The sequence below is a fragment of the Pseudarthrobacter sp. HLT1-7 genome (assembly GCF_059383435.1).
This window is the reverse complement of record NZ_JBWZCH010000003.1, coordinates 180558-197390: the sequence shown is the minus strand read 5'-3', so window position 1 is coordinate 197390 and position 16833 is coordinate 180558. Positions and strand designations below refer to the sequence as shown.

General features: G+C 61.0%; 14 protein-coding genes. 8 read left to right on the top strand and 6 right to left on the bottom strand.

The annotated features are described in order from the left end of the window. Positions 1-4 precede the first annotated feature (4 nt). Genes AC50X6_RS04605 through AC50X6_RS04590 form a run of 4 tightly spaced genes read left to right on the top strand, consistent with a single transcriptional unit; the run spans position 5 to position 5783 of the window. Entirely contained in the window at positions 5-1918 is a 1914-nt protein-coding gene (locus AC50X6_RS04605) for a glycosyltransferase (RefSeq protein WP_494965148.1), read from the top strand. Then, positions 1915-2796: an ABC transporter permease gene (locus tag AC50X6_RS04600; RefSeq protein ID WP_494965079.1), complete on the top strand. Its 882-nt coding sequence runs from the start codon at positions 1915-1917 to the stop codon at positions 2794-2796. Before AC50X6_RS04605 ends, AC50X6_RS04600 begins: the two co-directional genes overlap by 4 nt. Further along, on the top strand, positions 2797-3555 hold the full coding sequence (locus AC50X6_RS04595) for an ABC transporter ATP-binding protein (RefSeq protein ID WP_494965078.1): 759 nt from the start codon (positions 2797-2799) through the stop codon (positions 3553-3555). It begins immediately after the preceding gene. After that, entirely contained in the window at positions 3552-5783 is a 2232-nt protein-coding gene (locus tag AC50X6_RS04590; RefSeq protein WP_494965077.1) for a glycosyltransferase family protein, read from the top strand. Before AC50X6_RS04595 ends, AC50X6_RS04590 begins: the two co-directional genes overlap by 4 nt. An 84-nt stretch (positions 5784-5867) precedes the next feature. Here the strand turns inward: AC50X6_RS04590 and AC50X6_RS04585 are convergent, their stop codons facing one another. From AC50X6_RS04585 to AC50X6_RS04570, 4 genes are all read right to left on the bottom strand, one after another. Further along, positions 5868-6728: a glycosyltransferase family 2 protein gene (locus tag AC50X6_RS04585; RefSeq protein ID WP_494965076.1), complete on the bottom strand. Its 861-nt coding sequence runs from the start codon at positions 6726-6728 to the stop codon at positions 5868-5870. After that, positions 6725-7222 (bottom strand): GtrA family protein, encoded by a 498-nt coding sequence (locus tag AC50X6_RS04580; protein ID WP_494965075.1) that lies wholly within the window; start codon positions 7220-7222, stop codon positions 6725-6727. Before AC50X6_RS04580 ends, AC50X6_RS04585 begins: the two co-directional genes overlap by 4 nt. Positions 7223-7302: 80 nt before the next feature. Further along, on the bottom strand, positions 7303-8238 hold the full coding sequence (locus tag AC50X6_RS04575; RefSeq protein ID WP_494965074.1) for an NAD-dependent epimerase/dehydratase family protein: 936 nt from the start codon (positions 8236-8238) through the stop codon (positions 7303-7305). Between the two features lie 10 nt (positions 8239-8248). Next, positions 8249-9295 carry a glycosyltransferase gene (locus tag AC50X6_RS04570; protein ID WP_494965073.1) on the bottom strand — a complete coding sequence of 349 codons (1047 nt, stop codon included), beginning with the start codon at positions 9293-9295 and terminating at the stop codon, positions 8249-8251. A gap of 519 nt (positions 9296-9814) precedes the next feature. On the opposite strand from AC50X6_RS04570, the gene AC50X6_RS04565 reads away from it, so the two are divergent. The 3 genes from AC50X6_RS04565 to AC50X6_RS04555 all read left to right on the top strand — a co-directional run bounded on the left by AC50X6_RS04565 (position 9815) and on the right by AC50X6_RS04555 (position 13057). Continuing rightward, positions 9815-10573, top strand: a complete 759-nt coding sequence (locus AC50X6_RS04565) for a glycosyltransferase family 2 protein (RefSeq protein ID WP_494965072.1) — start codon at positions 9815-9817, stop codon at positions 10571-10573. A 2-nt stretch (positions 10574-10575) separates the two neighbouring features. After that, the gene (locus AC50X6_RS04560) at positions 10576-11013 is read left to right on the top strand and encodes a DUF2304 domain-containing protein (RefSeq protein WP_326967398.1); all 438 of its coding nucleotides are present in this window, start codon (positions 10576-10578) and stop codon (positions 11011-11013) included. A gap of 151 nt (positions 11014-11164) precedes the next feature. Beyond that, entirely contained in the window at positions 11165-13057 is a 1893-nt protein-coding gene (locus tag AC50X6_RS04555) for a DUF7657 domain-containing protein (protein WP_494965071.1), read from the top strand. 275 nt (positions 13058-13332) lie between these two features. On the opposite strand, the gene AC50X6_RS04550 is transcribed toward AC50X6_RS04555, so the two are convergent. Together AC50X6_RS04550 and rfbA are read right to left on the bottom strand one after the other, a co-directional pair. Next, on the bottom strand, positions 13333-14910 hold the full coding sequence (locus AC50X6_RS04550; RefSeq protein WP_494965070.1) for a DUF2142 domain-containing protein: 1578 nt from the start codon (positions 14908-14910) through the stop codon (positions 13333-13335). Next, entirely contained in the window at positions 14907-15776 is an 870-nt protein-coding gene (gene rfbA, locus AC50X6_RS04545) for a glucose-1-phosphate thymidylyltransferase RfbA (protein ID WP_494965069.1), read from the bottom strand. Before rfbA ends, AC50X6_RS04550 begins: the two co-directional genes overlap by 4 nt. 57 nt (positions 15777-15833) lie before the next feature. Between rfbA and rfbB the strand changes: the two genes are divergently transcribed. Then, the gene (rfbB, locus tag AC50X6_RS04540) at positions 15834-16832 is read left to right on the top strand and encodes a dTDP-glucose 4,6-dehydratase (protein ID WP_494965068.1); all 999 of its coding nucleotides are present in this window, start codon (positions 15834-15836) and stop codon (positions 16830-16832) included. The last annotated feature ends 1 nt before the right edge of the window (position 16833 follow it).

The following is a 16833-nucleotide window of genomic DNA, read 5'->3' as shown; positions in this document are numbered from 1 at the left end:
CCAAATGGACACGGTCCCGCTGTATCTGGATATGGGTGCCGCAACCGGTACGCAGCTGCCCACCGTGGGCGACCGTGATGGGAAGACGCCCGGCACAAATAGTGTTGCCGGCCCCGCGAAGGAAGCCCATGTCGAAGACTTTCTCTCGCGCAGGTCGACGTTTGTGCGTTCCGGCGAGCGGGTATCATTCGGTAGCTACTTCAATGCTTTTCCGGCAAGCTACTGGCGTCGCTGGACGACGGTGGAGAGTATTCGATTGCATGTCCGGACCGAGGGTCAAGGCTCGGTGATTGTTTACAAATCCAACGCGCGGGGGTCTCTCCAGCGCGTCGACACTCGCAGGGTCGAGGGCAAAGCCGATAGCGTCTTTGAGCTGAGTCTCGCGCCCTTCGGGGACGGTGGCTGGTACTGGTTTGATCTCGTAGCCGGGACGGAGCCGCTGGTAATGCTTGAGGCCGAATGGCAGGGCGCCGCTGCCGATAAAGTTCCGGGCTCTGTGACCCTCCAGATAACGACACTGAACAAAAACGACTTCTGCCTGAACAACTTGCGTCTAATGGCAGACAACCCTGAGGCCTTGGAGCACGTCAAGGAGATACTCCTTGTGGATCAAGGCTCCCAGAAAGTGTCTGATTGCGAAGGATTTGCAGAAGTTCAAGACGCACTTCACGGCAAGCTCCGTATCATTAACCAGACAAATCTTGGCGGCTCCGGCGGATTCGCCCGCGGCATGTATGAAGCTGTGGAAAACGGCAGCGACTATGTCCTGCTGATGGACGACGACGTCGTGGTTGAGCCGGAGAGCATCATTCGCTTGCTCACTTTCGCCGACCGCTGCAAAACGCCGACGATTGTCGGCGGGCACATGTTTGATCTTTACAACCGGACGGTTCTGCATACCTTTGGCGAGGTAGTTAATCCTTACCGATTCCAGCCCTCGCTACCCAGCGAGGAAATGATCCTTGGGCACGATTTTATGTCCTCAAACCTTCGCCAAACGTCTTGGCTTCACCGTCGGTGCGATGTGGACTACAACGGCTGGTGGATGTGTCTCATCCCTACTGCCGTCATTCGTGAAATTGGCTTGTCGCTTCCCCTCTTCATCAAGTGGGATGACTCCGAATACGGACTTCGGGCCAAGAAGCACGGGTTCCCGACGGTATCCCTGCCCGGATCAGCAGTCTGGCACGTTTCTTGGATCGACAAAGATGACCTGGTGGGATGGCAGGCCTATTTCCACTCACGGAACCGTATTGTCGCTGCACTGCTGCACAGCCCGTATGAATATGGCGGTCGGGTAGTTCGGGAGTCTCATTACTACGACGTGAAGCACCTCGTTTCGATGCAGTACGCCACCGTGCGCGGCCGCAACTGGGCGCTTGAGGACGTCCTAGAGGGGCCTCGCGGGCTGCGCGCACTGCTGCCGACGAAACTGCCGGAAATCCGCAAAATGATGGCCGAATACTCCGACTCGGTTTTTCGTCCGGATCAGGACGATTTCCCGGCCCCCAAAATGGACAAGCCTCCGCGGCGAGGTCACGGGATCTCCAGACCCACGAAGATCTCGCTCGTACCGTGGGCTGCCAAGACGGTGGTCAGGCAATTGCTCAACCCGGTAAGCAAGTCGAGCATGGAGCGTCCGCAGACAACCGTGGCTCATCAAGACAATCGATGGTGGAGGATGGCCCAGTTCGACAGTGCGGTAGTCTCCAACGCCGAAGGCACAGGGGCATCCTGGTACAAGAGGGACCCAAAGCAGCTTCGCGAGATGCTCGCTGAAAGCGCCCGCCTCCATTCCATGCTGCTCAAGAACTGGCGCGAACTCAGCGTCGAGTACAGGGCTGCAATGAACGAACTGACTTCGATGGAGTCCTGGAGGCAGACATTCGAGCAGCACACTCAGAACGAGATCAAGTGAGCGGCCTTGGCCTGAGCGAGCTTGCGACGCCAGGTGTCGGAGGCGGAATCCGTGACATTCGCCAGTCGGGATTCTTGCTGAAGTTGTTGGTGCGGAAAGAACTCAAGGTTCGTTACCGCGGGTCCGTGCTCGGGCTTCTGTGGTCGTATGTCAAGCCGGGTGTTCAGTTCATCGTTTTTTACATCGCCCTTGGAGTTTTCCTGGGGTTGGAACAAAGTCCGAGGAATCCAGGTGGGTTGCCTAACTATGCCGTTTATTTGTTCTCGGGAATTGTGCTCATTAATTTTTTTTCCGAGGCCCTGGGTAATGCGGCTCGTTCGATAGTGCACAACGGAAATCTAATCAAAAAAATTTACCTTCCCCGGGAACTGTTTCCCGTCGCCTCAGTATGGGTTTCGGCGGTTCACTTCTTTCCGCAGTTGGTTGTGCTCGTGACAGCATGTTTGTTTGCGGGGTGGCACCCGAATCTATTGCAAATATTAGCTTCCGTCGCTGGATTCGTGATCGTTGCCTTACTCGCCACCGGACTCGGCCTCCTTTTCGGCGCCGCAAATGTATATTTTCGTGACTCGGAGAACATCGTTGACATGCTGCTGATGGTGGCAACCTGGGCTTCTCCTGTCATGTACTCGTGGACCATGGTTCAAGACAAGATCGGGAATGTTGCTTTTTCCGTGTATCAAGCAAACCCGATCACCATTGGTGTTGAGCTTTTCCACTATGCCTTCTGGCTACCTACCACCGACGGGTCAGCCCCTATGCCGCCGAACTTGTTTAGCCTGTGGTTACCCGTGGGGATAGTTGTATCGCTCTTGGTCCTTGCTTTGGGTCAACTAACATTTCGTCGGCTCGAAGGCCGATTCGCCCAGGAGCTGTGAGTGGTCAACGCTATTGAAGTTCGGGATGTCAGCAAGCAGTTTGTGCTGCGTCATACCAGATCGTTGAAGGAAGCCGTCGTATGGCTTGCCAAAGGTCGCAGGGGTGACCTGTCTGAAAAGTTTCATGCTCTGCGAGACGTTTCACTGGCGGTGGGAACCGGCGAATCGGTTGCCCTCCTAGGCTTGAACGGTTCGGGCAAGTCGACTCTCCTGAAGCACATTTCCGGGGTCATGTTGCCAGATTCCGGCTCTGTGCTCACACGAGGACGCGTGGCCGGTCTCATAGAAGTCGGAGCGGGATTTCACCCGGATCTGTCCGGGCGGGACAATGTCTTCCTCAACGGAGCCATCCTCGGCATGACCGAGCAACAAGTGACTGAACGCTTCGACGCCATCGTTGACTTTGCTGAGATCGGTCAATTCATCGACACCGAGGTCCGGTTCTATTCATCCGGAATGTATCTGAGGTTGGCTTTCTCGGTGGCAGTTCACACTGACCCGGAGGTGTTCCTCATTGATGAGATTCTGGCGGTGGGCGATGAACCGTTCCAACGTAAATGCATCGCCAAAATCAAGGAGCTGGCCGAGAAAGGGAAAACCCTCGTTGTCGTCAGCCACGACTTGGATCTCGTTTCACGTATCTGTTCACGGGGCGTGCTGCTTGAACACGGCGAAGTCGTCATGGACGGGGACGTGCATGCTGTCATTGCAGAACTGAGACGGCGTTCAGGGCACACGGAATCCGGGGGAAGTTTGTGAAGCGTCTGCATGAGTCCTACGATTTCAAATGGCTGGCTGCGACCGTAGTTGCTGCGTTCCTCGGTTCGTTGATTCCGCTCGTGACCAACAATAGGTTCTATCACTACGACGACACCCAGGCCGGAGCTTTTGGAATCTGGTTCGAAATTGGAACCAAACTCAGGGCAGGAGAGTGGCCTCTCTTTAGCGACAGTGCTTGGGGGGCCGGTAACTATGCGGCCGAGGGCCAATGGGGGATCTGGAATCCGCTGATACTCCTCATCGGCTGGTTGGCCAGCGGTTCGGCGAACCTTGTAGTCTTTTCAACGATTCTGAAGATCACCTGTCTTTGCGTTCTGGCTGCCGGAACGTTTCTGCTGGCCAGGAGCTACAAGGCCGCGCCGGAATGGTCGGCCATCGCCGGAGTGGCGGTAACACTGACCGGATTCACCGTCTACATGGACGCCGCTTCCTGGGTCACCGGCCTCATGGTGTTCAGCCTTCTGCCCCTCACCTGGTACGGGTTGCGCCGTATGGCCTTCGAGCGGGCAAATCCCATACTCGCGCTGGCCCCGGCGTATGTGCTGATAACTATTGGCTATGTTCACGGAACGCTCATGCTGGTCATCGTCTTCGTGGGGCTGCTGCTGGAGGCATGGCTGCACGTAGGCCGAAGGGGAGCCGTCCGGTTACTCCTCGCGGGCCTCGTCTGCGGGCTCATCGCGACGGCTGTGTATCTCCCTGGCGTCCTTACGGCTTCCGTGACGGCACGCTCCGGCGGAATCGTAAACAGCGGCTTCCTGACGCCCGATTTGACCGGATTGTTTACAGCCTGGGTGCCGGGCAGCCTGCCGCAAGTGACCGGTTGGTGGGGCGTTTTCGCGACAGTTCCCTTGTTGTACGTGGCATGGTTCCTTCCGGTACTCGCGATCGTGGACTACTCCAAGGTGAAGGCAGCCAGCAGGGAGTTGACAGCGATTTGGTTCGTGGGGCTATTGTCTTTGGCTCTGACGCTGGCGCCGAGCGATCTGGGACCCCTCCGCTTTCCCATCCGGATCATGCCGTATGTCTCCCTGGCTGTCCTGCTGGCGCTGTCGGTGATGGTCTCCCGATTCAGGGTGCCCATTCTGAGCCGCGGTCGCATGATCGTCACCGTCGCTAGTGTGCTCTCCGGGCTCTACCTCGCCTGGAGCCAGAATCCGACCGTCCGGTTATCGGCGCTTTTCGGACTGCTGGCCGGCGTCGGCATCGCTAGCCTCCTCTTTGTCCTCTATTTCCCCCGACTGCGGCCCCGCTTCAAGGGTCCGGCCGTGTTGGCCGGAGGGGTGCTGCTCGTGAGCATGGTGTTAGCGGCCGGACAGCACATGGCGTTCAAAGCGGCCCCGTTGCCCGACTACCAGATGCCTGATACTCCGGAGAGTTATTCGCGTCAGCTTCCCGGAGCACAAGGCGGCACTTTCATCGTGGGAGATCCCACGAGGCTCGGCCCCGGGATCTGGAACGAGACGCTCGCGTCCAATGCCTGGTATTTGAATTCCGCCGAAGTCCAGAACTTATATTCGCCGATCATGTTCAGGAAATACGCTGAAGATCTGTGCATCTCAAGCCACGGATGGACCTGCGGAGCGGCTGCCGAAAAGCTCTTCCAGACTGACCCCACCACCGGCAAGGTTCTGGCCGATCTCCTGTCAGTGGACACAGTCCAGGTTCTTCGTGATCCCGACCCCCGCTCAAACGAAACCTTCAATGGTGCCGCTCCGAGTGGCTGGCACGAAGCGAGCAAGTCCGCCGACTCGGTCGTGTGGGTCCGGGATCAGCCTCAGCTGAACACCGGTCAACTGGTCTGGATATCGGAGGGAACCGACCTTTCGCTGGTTTCTGAGAGCAACCAGGAGATTGTGATCCGCGTCGACCGGATGGGCGAAGCCCCGGGCAAAGCCGTGCTCAGCCGGCTGGCGTGGCCGGGATACGACGCCGACGGGGCCGCCGTCGCTGAACCGCTGCGTGGCTATCTTCTTGAAGTGGACATCCCTGCAGGTTCCGCCGGGAAAACCGTGACCGTGCGTTTCGATCCGCCGGGATGGCCGATAGTTGTGGGCGGCATCACTCTGGCGGTCGGGATCTCCGCCGCGTGGAGCATAGCGGAGCTGATGCGGTATCGCCGAAGGCCCGATGTGGAGCCCGTGGGCGCAGGCGAATCAGCCACTAAAACTGGCGACTCCGAACAGCGGAAAAGAGTACTGCGGTAAAAAGCACTCCGGAGCCTATCTCGTGGGGAAAGGCCCCGGAGTGCTTTGGCGGATCGCGCCGCCGGCGAGGTTGGCTGGTATTCCTTAGACCGTACTCTGCACGGCGTGCTGACGACCCATGCGTCGGCTCAGCCGGACATAAGCGAGGCGGCGGGCATACGACATGGCGATGGCCCTGGCGTTTCCCACCGTCACGTCTAGCCAGCTCAGCAGCGAGGGATCGTCCTTTCGGAGCTGGCTATGGAACGCAATCGCCTGGTCGGACTGCTGGCGGGCCAGCCGGACACTCCACTGGCTTGCACTGATCCTGAAGGAAGCCAGCGTTTCGCGGAGCGCAACGAAGTCACCGTGGCGGCAGATGCGCACCAGAGTCGCCTCATCGATGAGATAGGGGTGGGAGTTGTCCCACCAACCTTCCTTAGCCAGCAGATCGCGCTTGAACAGGGAGCAGGCAGGCTCGCCAAAGATGTTGGACCCGGCGAGGACTGTGGCCCGAATGGCCTGGCGCCCGCTGACGGGGCCATCTACGCCCTGCAGACCGCGGCCCTTCAGGAAAAGCCTTCCATCGGCGTCGACAAGGTCGCGGAGGGACGAAACGATGACGGCCCCCGGGTTGTCCTCGATGGCCTTGACCTGGAGCTCCAGCGCGTCGGGCGAGATCAGATCATCGCCGCAGACCAGCTTGAGGTATTCACCGGCGGCCGCTTGGCTGACGCGGTTCCAGTTGGCTTGGGCGCCACCGCCGGTCGGTGTCGGCGTCAGCACACGCACCTTGGGGTTGTCCGCGAAACGGGCTATAACCTCAGCCGTGCCGTCGATTGAGGAATGGTCGGAGATCACCACCTCATAGTCATCGAACGTCTGATTCAACACAGACTGAAGGGTCTCTTCGATGTACTGGACATTGTTGTACGCCGGAATGACGATCGAGACTTTAGGGCTCATGTTGTGCTTTCCTCGGTGGCTTTCTTTGGGGACACGGGTTCAGGACTTCGGCGGAAGGAAAAATACTTGTGGCCGAAGTAGTTGATGATGACCGTTACACAGGTGATGGCGATTTGAGCCGGAATCTGGGGATATCCGAGTACCTCGTGGGCCACCAGCAGCAGCGCCATATTCGTGAAGAACATCGTCAGATTGACCAGTGTGAACCTGCCGAGGTCCAGCCAGAAGTGACCTTTGACGCGGAACACGAGCTTTCGATAGACGAAGAACACTGCGACAAGGGAAACGACAAATGCGATGCTCAGGACCACCGGCGAGGGAAGATCCGGATACAACCACGCAACCGCAATGAAGAGGCCTGTGCTGAAGACCGTGTTGGCGCCGCCGACGAGCACAAACGCCACGCGTTCGTCCTTAACGATCTTTAGCAGGGGGCCGCGGGGACCGCTATGGATACCCTTGACAGCCTCCTCGGGGTTTTCGGGCTGCTTCATAGGACCCACCTATTCTCTAAACTCTTGAGGCCGATAACCGGCAAACACACACTCCAGACTACCGAAGCGCGGCAACGCCGTCAGAGTTGACCCGAAATGGCCAGGCGCTGGACCTCTTGCACCGTGTTGTTGATCCCCACCGCCAGCGGTGTCACGGGGTGCGCGTCGAGCTCCGGCCAGACGACCGATTTCAGGCGAAGGTCGTGCGCCTGGGCTTTCGCGAACGGCGAGGCGCCCAGGACAATCAGCGGGCGGCGCTTGAAGATTGCTCGGCAAGCGCCGATGAGATTGCCGATAGTGTCGGCCCGCTGGGACGCAAGAATCTTCACGACAGTCTCGCCCGGGTGGACGTCCGGGAGTACGAGGCGGTCAAGTCCGTCCGCGACCAGCCGGCTCGCGTCGTCTACGAACAGATAGTCCCGCAAGGTGTCCAAAGACACGTAAACCGACACCGGTGCACCCGTGAGGTGTGCCTTGGCGAAGACCGAGATGAGGCCCTGCGGCTTCCGCAGATTTTGGCCCGGTCCATACAAGTTGCTGACCCGGCCGACGAGGGTGCGGACTCCGCTGCGCTGCGCGAACTCGGCGACTGACGCTTCTGCCCGGAGTTTGGCGAAGCCGTAGGGAGCCAGCGGCTGCACGGGGCTGTGTTCGGTGAACGGGGGTGCGCTGGACCCGGCGTACACTCCGCCGGCGGACGACGCCAGGAACATCGCCCCGTTCCGCCCTCCCGCGGCGCAGAGCGTTTCTTCAAACACATCAAGCGCTTGAGCGAACAAGGAAAGTTCTGCTTCGAGCGCATCCGGTGAGGTTCCGGTGACGCCTGCTCCTGCGCACCAGGCGATCGTCCATGGCCCTTCAGCCGCGGCGTCACGAAGTGCCTCGGCGCCATCCCCGAACGCTCTGCGCGCGGACTCCGGGTCGCCCCAGGGGATCCTGCTGGTCAGGACGGGGGCGCCGCGGGACTGTAATTCTCTGACGACGGCTTTGCCGAGGAGGCCTCCGGCGCCGATCACCCAAGTAGGCCTAGCCTGCATCAGCCACCTGGCCGGCGGGCAAAGTGGCCTGCGCGGTCTTGCCGAGAGGGCCCAGCGCCGGGTCGCTCACAATCAGGTACGCGGGTTTGCCCATGGCCATATTGACATTGACGCCCACGTACTCGGCTATGACCCCCAATGCAAACAAGATGGCCCCGGAACTGACGAGAAGGACCACCATGGTCGACGTCCAGCCCTGTTGTCCGGCTCCATGTCCGGACAGGTATGCGATCACGAAGTAAATGGCGAGTCCGATTCCCGCCAGCGCAAAGACAGCGCCGATGAGGCTGACCATGCGAAGGCCACGCGTCCCGCTGGAGATGACCATGCGCCAAAAATGCGAGAGCAACGAGCGTAGTCGGTAGCCGGAGCGGCGGTCACCTTCCTCGCGCAGCATCACGGGGCAGGTCGCCGTCTTGTCGGCAATCCAACCCATGGCTACGTCGAGATAGACACCGTGACCTGCATAGGCGGCCACTGAGCGTGCCACTTCGCCTGTCACCAGCCGGAAGCTCTGGTAACTCGTAGCGTCGTCGCTGGAGAGCATGAAGCGAACCGTTCGTTTGGCGCTTTTTGACGCCATGTTCCGGAGAAAACCATGCGGAGCGGGATTGCTGGGCATCGCGTACGTGACTGAGGCGTTCTCGGCCATTGCCGTATCGAGCAGATCCCCAATGGCAGCGGGATCGTGCTGTCCGTCCTCATCTATGGTGACAACCCAGTCGCCGCCCGCGGAGGCCATGCCCGCCAAGGTTGCGGCATGCTGCCCGAAGTTCCGGCTCAGCCAGACGCCCCGGACAATGTCAATGGAAGTTGTGAGGGATCGGATGACAGCGGCGGAGTTGTCGGGTCCATGATCGAAGACCAGGAGAACTTCTGAGACCACGTAATCGTGGCCGCCTTTGGTGGTCGACACCTGCCGGTAGGGCAGGAGCTCGTTGACCACACCGACCAGAGTCTTCTCGCCTTGGTATACGGGGATGACCACGGATATGCGATGGGGCGTCGAGTTGGTCTCTGGTTGAGCAGATGTCATATCAGGATATTCTACCGGCTCCAGCCAACACCGTAGTCGGTGGCGCCTTCCAGCGGGGCCGGTCGGCGCCCCGCCACGGCAATGATGGGAGTCCGGGAAAGTCCATTCGGGTAATATGTACCTGTCCCTCGCGCCGTCCTGCCGTGGACGCCAGCCCAAACTGAACGGATCCCGACTTGCAGCCTTCGCCATCGTCCGCGTCGAGCACTCCTCGCGGTCCGACTGCGATCTGGAACGACGACTTCGTGAGCCTGGATTTCAACAAAGATTTGTACAAAGATGCGGCCAGAATTGAAAGAGCGGCCTGTCGGAGAACACCTGCTCGTCCTGCGGATCCGTTCACCTGCTCAAGGCAGGGTCATCGCTTTCAGCTTCGAGCCGCCCGGGTGGCGGATCGGCATTCCCATCTGGGGTGTGTCAGTGTAGGAATGCTTGGCTGGAGGCGGGCGGCCGTGCGGCGTCCGCGCCGGAACCTGTCGGGCCAGCCGGAAACAGTTCACGAGGGGACGAAGTAAGGACATGACGGAAGTCGGGAGCAAAGTGCGTTTTCCAGCCGCGACCAAGGTCTTGGTGATCATGCCGGCGTGGAACGAGCGGGCGTGTATTGGCAACACCGTCCGGGAGGTCATTGACCTCGGACGGGACTACGACGTTCTCGTCGTCGACGATGGTTCGGAAGACGGAACCCCGGAACTTGCCGAGGCCGCCGGGGCGCATGTCCTTCGGCTGCCCTTCAATCTCGGTGTCGGCGGTGCCATGCGGGCGGGTTTTAAGTACGCGCACCGGACGGGCTACGACGCCGTCGTCCAGGTGGACGCGGACGGGCAGCACGATCCCAAGGACATTCCGTCGGTGGTCGCAGGCCTTGAACACTCGGACATTTCGATCGGCGCACGGTTCGCTGACAAGGGACAATACACCGTCACCGGCCCCAGGAAATGGGCAATGCGTTTGCTGGCGGCCGTGATTTCCCGCATTGCTGGTACAGAGCTCACGGATGTCACGTCGGGGTTCCGCGCCGGTAATCCCCGCGCCATTTCCCAGTACCTGAAGCACTATCCTGCCGAGTATCTGGGCGACACCATCGACTCGCTCGTAGTGGCGATCCGGTCCGGGTGCGTAGTCTCCCAGACCGGAGTTGTGATGCGGCCCCGCCAGGGCGGGCAACCCAGCCACAACCCGGCGAAATCGGCGATTTATTTGGTCCGGTCGCTACTGGCACTCGTGTTTGCCATGACCCGGGGCAAAGCCCGCACGTCTCACGAAAGCGATATCTGACCGTGGAAAGCATTGCCGCCCTCATCTTCTCGATGCTTGTCCTGGGCAGCGTTGTCTACCTGCTGCGCGGCAAGGGCCTTCGGGAAAAGTACGCGTTTCTGTGGCTGCTCGTCGGCATCGCGAGCCTTGTGCTTACGGCAATCCCGGGCATGCTTCGGGGAGTCACATCCCTGACCGGGGTGCAGGTCCCGTCCAATCTCCTCTTTGCCATGGGCATCATCTTCCTGACCGGCGTCGCGCTGCATCTGTCCTGGGAAGTGTCCGTTCTCGAGGAAGAGGCGCGCACGCTGTCTGAGGAAGCTGCTATTGGGCGCGCACGGCTGGAGGAGTTGGAGCGGAAGGTTGAGGCCTTGTCTTCGACGGCAGGCGAAGCGGACCGGCAAGCGCCTGCGACGCCGTCCGCTGTGGAAGAATGGCAGTCCCAGCAGCCCACTGATTGATCTCAAAGACTGATCTGACTATTAGCCTCCCAGCACCACGTCCGAGTGGACGTGCGCGCCGTGGTGTGGAGCGCTTGGAGGAACTTAGTTGAAAATGCGACTTCCCACGCCTGTTGCCGATGCGGGCCGCAGAGTCCAACGTTGGGTTTGTGTGAATGACCGTCTGGCGCGCCTGATTACGGTGCTGGTCTTCGTGGCCCTCGTATTGTTCGGAATAACGACGTCGAATATCGGCATTTCAGAGCTGCGGCAGGATCCCGCCAACCCCCTGGGGTGGCAGTTCGGCGAGTCCCGGTGGATCCGGTCGGATGAGATCTACGCGTTTTCGACCATCGCCATCTCCATTCTGGCAACCCAGGGTGCCCCGAGCCTCAGTCCGCTGGCTGCGCGGGCTGATCTGGTCCACCGGTTTCCGACCGATGGGTTCTTCGAGCAATTTGTCTTTTTTGACTCGACCATGCTCCGCGCTGCTGCGGTCATCCCTGAACATATGCTGTTCGCCGCGCACTGGTGGCTTCCGTCGCTGATCCTGCTACTCGCAATGCCGACCTGGTTCGCCCAGCTGGGACGCTCGCGCCGTTACGGCTGGTTTGCAGCCATTTTGATCGTGCTGTCGCCGTCGAGCGCGTGGTGGTCCATGATGCCGGTAGCGCTGATCGCCTACACGCTAGGCGGCTGCGTGCTTATGATCGCCGCCTTCCAGCGCTTCCAAAAAGGACAACGCCTCGCCCCGGCAGCCATGGCGGTCCTTGGAGGCATCCTGATCGCGGGCCTGCCCACGTTCTACGCACCCTGGTCCTTGCTGCTGGGCCTCCCGGTCCTGATCGCCTCCACGTTGTGGATCCTCCTTCGCGGCGGCGGCTGGGTGCCCCGGCTGAAGTCCATCCTCATTACCGGGGGCACCGCTGTGGTCTTTGGCGTCGGGACGCTGCTGGAGAACAGGGAAGGCCTCCAAGCCCTGCTCAACACGGTCTATCCGGGAATGCGGCGGTCTGAGGCGGATCCGCAGCCCCTCGGACGCATTCTCGGGGCGCCGGCGCTCGGACCGCTGCAGTTCAGTGAACCCGTGGGCATCAATGCGAGTGAACTGTCGTCCTCGTTCACAGTGTTCTTCGTGTGGATCCTTATCATCCTCCTCGCCGCCCAGTGGCGGCTGACGTTCCGGGACAATATCGCGGAATGGACGTTCGGAACGTGGTCGGCGCTATGGATTGTTTGGATCAGCCTTGACCTCGGCCCCACGAGCCAGAAGTTGCCGTTGCTCAACCTCATCACCGCACCGCGGGCGTCCCAGGTGGTGGGCGTGCTCGCGGTGGTCCTCGTCAGCCTCCTGCTGAGCCGTTGGTCTCCACCCGCCTCATGGCGCATCCCGCTGTTGGCCGGTGCGGCGTGTGGTCTGGCCACGGGCTACGCGGCGTCGTTGCTGAAAGCGTCGGATTTGCCGTCGATTTCAACCGCACTGGTTGTTTTGGTGGCGGCCGCAGTCGGCTTGGCCGTTGCTGCCGTAACGAAGTATCCCAAGCGCCTGTGGCCCTTGGCGCTCTGCATCGTCCTGGCGTCGCTCCCCGTCGCCCGGGCGAACCCGGTGCTTGCCGGCCTGGGCGACCTGCGGGCTTCTGACACCGCCAAGGCCGTGGCGGCGCAGGCACCGGCGGTGCGGGCAGAAGGCAAGGTCTGGGCAGCCGACTCGGGGGCACTGAACTCCCTGTTGATGGCCAACGGTATTCCCTCGCTCTCCGGACTCCAGCGGTCCGGTCCCGACGCCGAGGAGTGGCAGAAGCTGGACCCCGAATCGGCCTTCTCCAATAAGTGGAACCGCGGCGGCGGCTATATCTTCTTCTCCTGGGCACCCGGACAGCCGAAGTCCTGGTGGACCAACGACTTCGACGCTGTCGGCGTGGGCATAGATCCCTGCGAGCTCAAAGGCGTCTGGCCAAACCTTGACAAGATCGTCTCCTCGCAGCCCTTGGAGGCAGCGTGTTTGACATTGGACTCTGAACTTCAGTGGACGGGAAAACCGGCCTACGTCTACGCCGTCCGCTGAGGTCAGCGCGCAAGGAGCCTGATTGCCGGAGCCCCGGTGTGCTGACAGCACCGGGGATGGCGCACTCTCTGATCGCCATGCCCGCGGACCATTTCCGTGGCGAGGGGCGATGAGGTATCTGCTGCACGGAAGTCCCCGTCCGTGAGAAAAAGCCCGGCCCGGGCTCGCTTCCCGGCAAACGCTGCGGCGTGGTGCCTGGACTAGCGCAACACTTCTTGCAACCACCCCTCGGAGGATCGCCACCGGGGAGACGGTCCTACCAACCGGCTGGCTGGCTAGCTGCGGGCTCCGTCCAGCGCGTGCCGGCGCTCCGTACGGACTCCTGCGCGGAGCAGCCACAATGCAAGGGCCAGCGCGCCGGTGAATCCGGCAACGCACAGCACCGTGCCGCCGGGCGGCTGCCAGGCAGGGTCGGTGATCATCTCGATCCAGCGGCGGTCCACCGTCAATCCAGTCACATAGCGCCGCAGCGTCTGCATAAAGGTCCAGAGGTGGAATACGACAGCGAGTACGACGGTAGCGTTCAGGATGGCCGCGGCCTGCGGCGAGAAACCACGCGGATCCGCACGGTCCAGCGCCAAGCCGCACACCATCAGCATCGGAACGAACACCGCGAGGATATACCGGCCCTGCCAGACGATGCCCATCGTCTCAACGGCCTCGGCCTGGAGCAGCGGCGGGAGCAGCAGCAGGGCGGCGAGCAGGAAAATCGATGCGGCCCGGCCACGGCCCCGGGCCAGGACGACGGCAGCCATCGTGAGTGCGGAGGCGAGTCCCAGCCAGAACACATACGCGCCCATTGGTGCCGACACTTCCAACCAGCCAAAATGCCCAACGTATCCGGTCGCGTAGTCGAAGGTTCTATCCAGCATGATTTCCGCCCCGGTCATGGGGGAGGAGCCTGCTGCTTCGAATGGGTTGCTGGAGAGGCTGTCATGCTGAGTGATCCAGTAGAGCGCGAAGGCACAGGACACCCCGATCGCGGCGGTTCCGGCCCACACCCAGGCGTTGCGGCTTAGCGTCTTGATCTGTGGCCAGGTGCCCAGAATGCAGGCCGTGACGGCCATGAGAGCCAGCCAGAGGAGGGACAGGCCCTTTGTGTTGGCAAGCACGCAGGCCGCTGCCGTGATGACGGGGACGTAGCTCCGGTAGGCTCGCGGGTCAGCTGAGCGCTCCAGCAGCAGCACCAGATTGGCCAGCAGCGCAGCCGACGTGGCGTACTCCAAGGAATTCGGGTTCACGGCCCCATTGAGGAACAAAACCATCGGCGTCATCGCCGCAGCTGTCGCGGTCACGGCCCATTTCCGACGCCGCAGCTGTGAGAGTGCCGAAAAAGCAGAAGCCAGGAAGAGGCAACTGAACAGGGCGCTGACCAACCGCATCCCATAGACGGCGGCTGCGCCGTTGTTCACAAGCGACGGCAGCCCTACGACCAGGTAGTAGACCGGGTTGTAGCTGCTGGCGGAGGTCCGCGCGTCCACGAGAGCGCTCCCGTCACCGCTGAACGGAGGGACGCAGGAAGGCGTGGTCTCCCTCTTCTGTGCGAAGCACCCGAACGTGTCGTAGTAGGCGATTCCCGCCGGCACTGTAACGAGCTGGAAAGCGCCGCCGCCCGGCATTTCACGGCCCGTCAGCTCGCCACGAACCACGGCCGCGGCCTTAATGACGTGAGCGGGTTCGTCGGGCACACCCATCAGGGGGCTGGCGAAGGTCCATGCGGTGGAAAGGCCCATGAGCACCAGGAAGGCCCACCAGAACGTTCGACGTCCGCCGGACGGTTGGCCCCGGCCGGCCGGATGCTCGTCGCCCGCGTGGTCAGCGTCCTGTCGACGACACACCGTCGGCTGGATCAACGACCGTCTTCCAGTAGTCCAAGCAGGTAGCTGCCGTACCCGCTTTTCAATAGAGGTTCGGCCCGTTCACGTAGCTCATTGTCGCTGAGGAAGCCCAGCCGCCATGCGATCTCCTCGGGGGCGCCGATCTTCAGCCCCTGGCGGTTTTCTGTTGTCCGAACAAAATTAGACGCATCATTCAGGTCATTGAACGTCCCGGTGTCGAGCCATGCCGTACCGCGGGGAAGGATCTCAACGTGGAGCTTCTCGCGTTCGAGGTAGGTCCGGTTGACGTCCGTGATCTCCAGTTCGCCGCGCGCTGAGGGTTTGAGGTTCCGGGCAATCTCGACGACGTCGTTGTCGTAGAAGTAGAGGCCCGGCACGGCGTAGTGACTCTTAGGTTTGGCGGGCTTTTCCTCGAGGGAGATGGCCTTTCCGCTCGCATCGAACTCGACAACACCGTATGACTTCGGGTCGGACACCCAATATCCGAAGACGGCACCGCCCTGAATGTTCTCGAAACGCCGCAGCTGGGTGCCCATCCCCGGACCGTAGAAAATATTGTCGCCGAGAACCAGTGCAACGGTCTCATTGCCAATGTGCTCAGCACCCAGGACGAACGCCTGGGCCAGTCCATCAGGGGAAGGCTGCTGCTTATAAGTGATGCTGACACCGAACTGCGAGCCATCCCCCAGAAGACGCTGGAACTGCTCGGCGTCGTGAGGGGTGGTGATGATCAGGATGTCCCGGATGCCGGCCAGGATCAGGGTGGAGAGCGGGTAGTAGATCATTGGCTTGTCATACACCGGCATCAGCTGCTTGCTGATACCTAGGGTAATCGGATGGAGCCTTGAGCCGGTTCCGCCGGCCAAAATGATTCCGCGCATAGAGGCCATCTTTCCCGCTACCTTGCGCATCGGCCAAATCCGGTAACCTTTGAAACTATGCAGCGACTACTAGTAACCGGCGGCGCCGGCTTTATCGGCTCCAACTTTGTCCACTATGTCATGTCCGCCACGGACAACTTCGTGACTGTCCTTGACAAGATCACCTACGCGGGCAACCTGGATTCGATCAAGCATCTTCCGGCCGACCGGTTCCGGTTTGTGAAGGGGGACATCTGCGACCAGCCGCTGGTGGACGAACTCGTAGCCGCCCACGACATCGTTGTGCACTATGCCGCAGAATCGCACAACGACAACTCACTGCACGATCCCCGTCCGTTCCTGGACACGAACATCATCGGGACCTATACCCTTATCGAGGCCGCACGCAGGCACAATAAGCGCTTCCACCATATCTCCACCGACGAGGTCTACGGAGACCTCGAGCTGGACGATCCGGAGCGCTTCACGGAGGACACCCCGTACAACCCCTCAAGCCCGTACTCGTCGACAAAGGCCGGGTCGGACCTGCTGGTCAGGGCCTGGGTGCGGTCCTTCGGACTGCAGGCGACGATCAGTAACTGCTCGAACAACTACGGGCCCTACCAGCACGTGGAGAAGTTCATCCCGCGCCAGATAACCAACGTGATCGACGGGATCCGCCCTAAGCTGTACGGCAAGGGCGAGAACGTCCGCGACTGGATCCATGCCAGTGACCATTCCGCCGCCGTGCTTGCGATCATCGACAGGGGCCTGATCGGCGAAACGTACCTGATCGGCGCTGATGGAGAGAAGAACAACAAAGAGGTTGTCGAACTCATCCTGCAGCATATGGGCCAGCCCATGGACGCCTACGATCACGTGGTGGACCGGCCCGGGCACGACCTGCGCTACGCGATCGACTCCACCAAGCTCCGAACCGAACTGGGATGGGAACCGCAGTTCTCGAACTTCGATGCTGGCATCGAAGACACCATCGCCTGGTACCTGGACAACGGCGACTGGTGGCGGCCGCAGAAAGCTGCGACCGAAGCCAAGTACAAGGAGCAGGGCCAGTAGG

Excerpts from the sequence above, each read along its gene's own strand:
- AC50X6_RS04605 (WP_494965148.1), top strand. The coding sequence starts at position 5 with ATGGACACGGTCCCGCTGTATCTGGATATGGGTGCCGCAACCGGTACG.
- AC50X6_RS04585 (WP_494965076.1), bottom strand. The coding sequence starts at position 6,728 with ATGAGCCCTAAAGTCTCGATCGTCATTCCGGCGTACAACAATGTCCAG.
- AC50X6_RS04580 (WP_494965075.1), bottom strand. The coding sequence starts at position 7,222 with ATGAAGCAGCCCGAAAACCCCGAGGAGGCTGTCAAGGGTATCCATAGC.
- AC50X6_RS04570 (WP_494965073.1), bottom strand. The coding sequence starts at position 9,295 with ATGACATCTGCTCAACCAGAGACCAACTCGACGCCCCATCGCATATCC.
- AC50X6_RS04565 (WP_494965072.1), top strand. The coding sequence starts at position 9,815 with ATGACGGAAGTCGGGAGCAAAGTGCGTTTTCCAGCCGCGACCAAGGTC.
- rfbA (WP_494965069.1), bottom strand. The coding sequence starts at position 15,776 with ATGCGCGGAATCATTTTGGCCGGCGGAACCGGCTCAAGGCTCCATCCG.
- rfbB (WP_494965068.1), top strand. The coding sequence starts at position 15,834 with ATGCAGCGACTACTAGTAACCGGCGGCGCCGGCTTTATCGGCTCCAAC.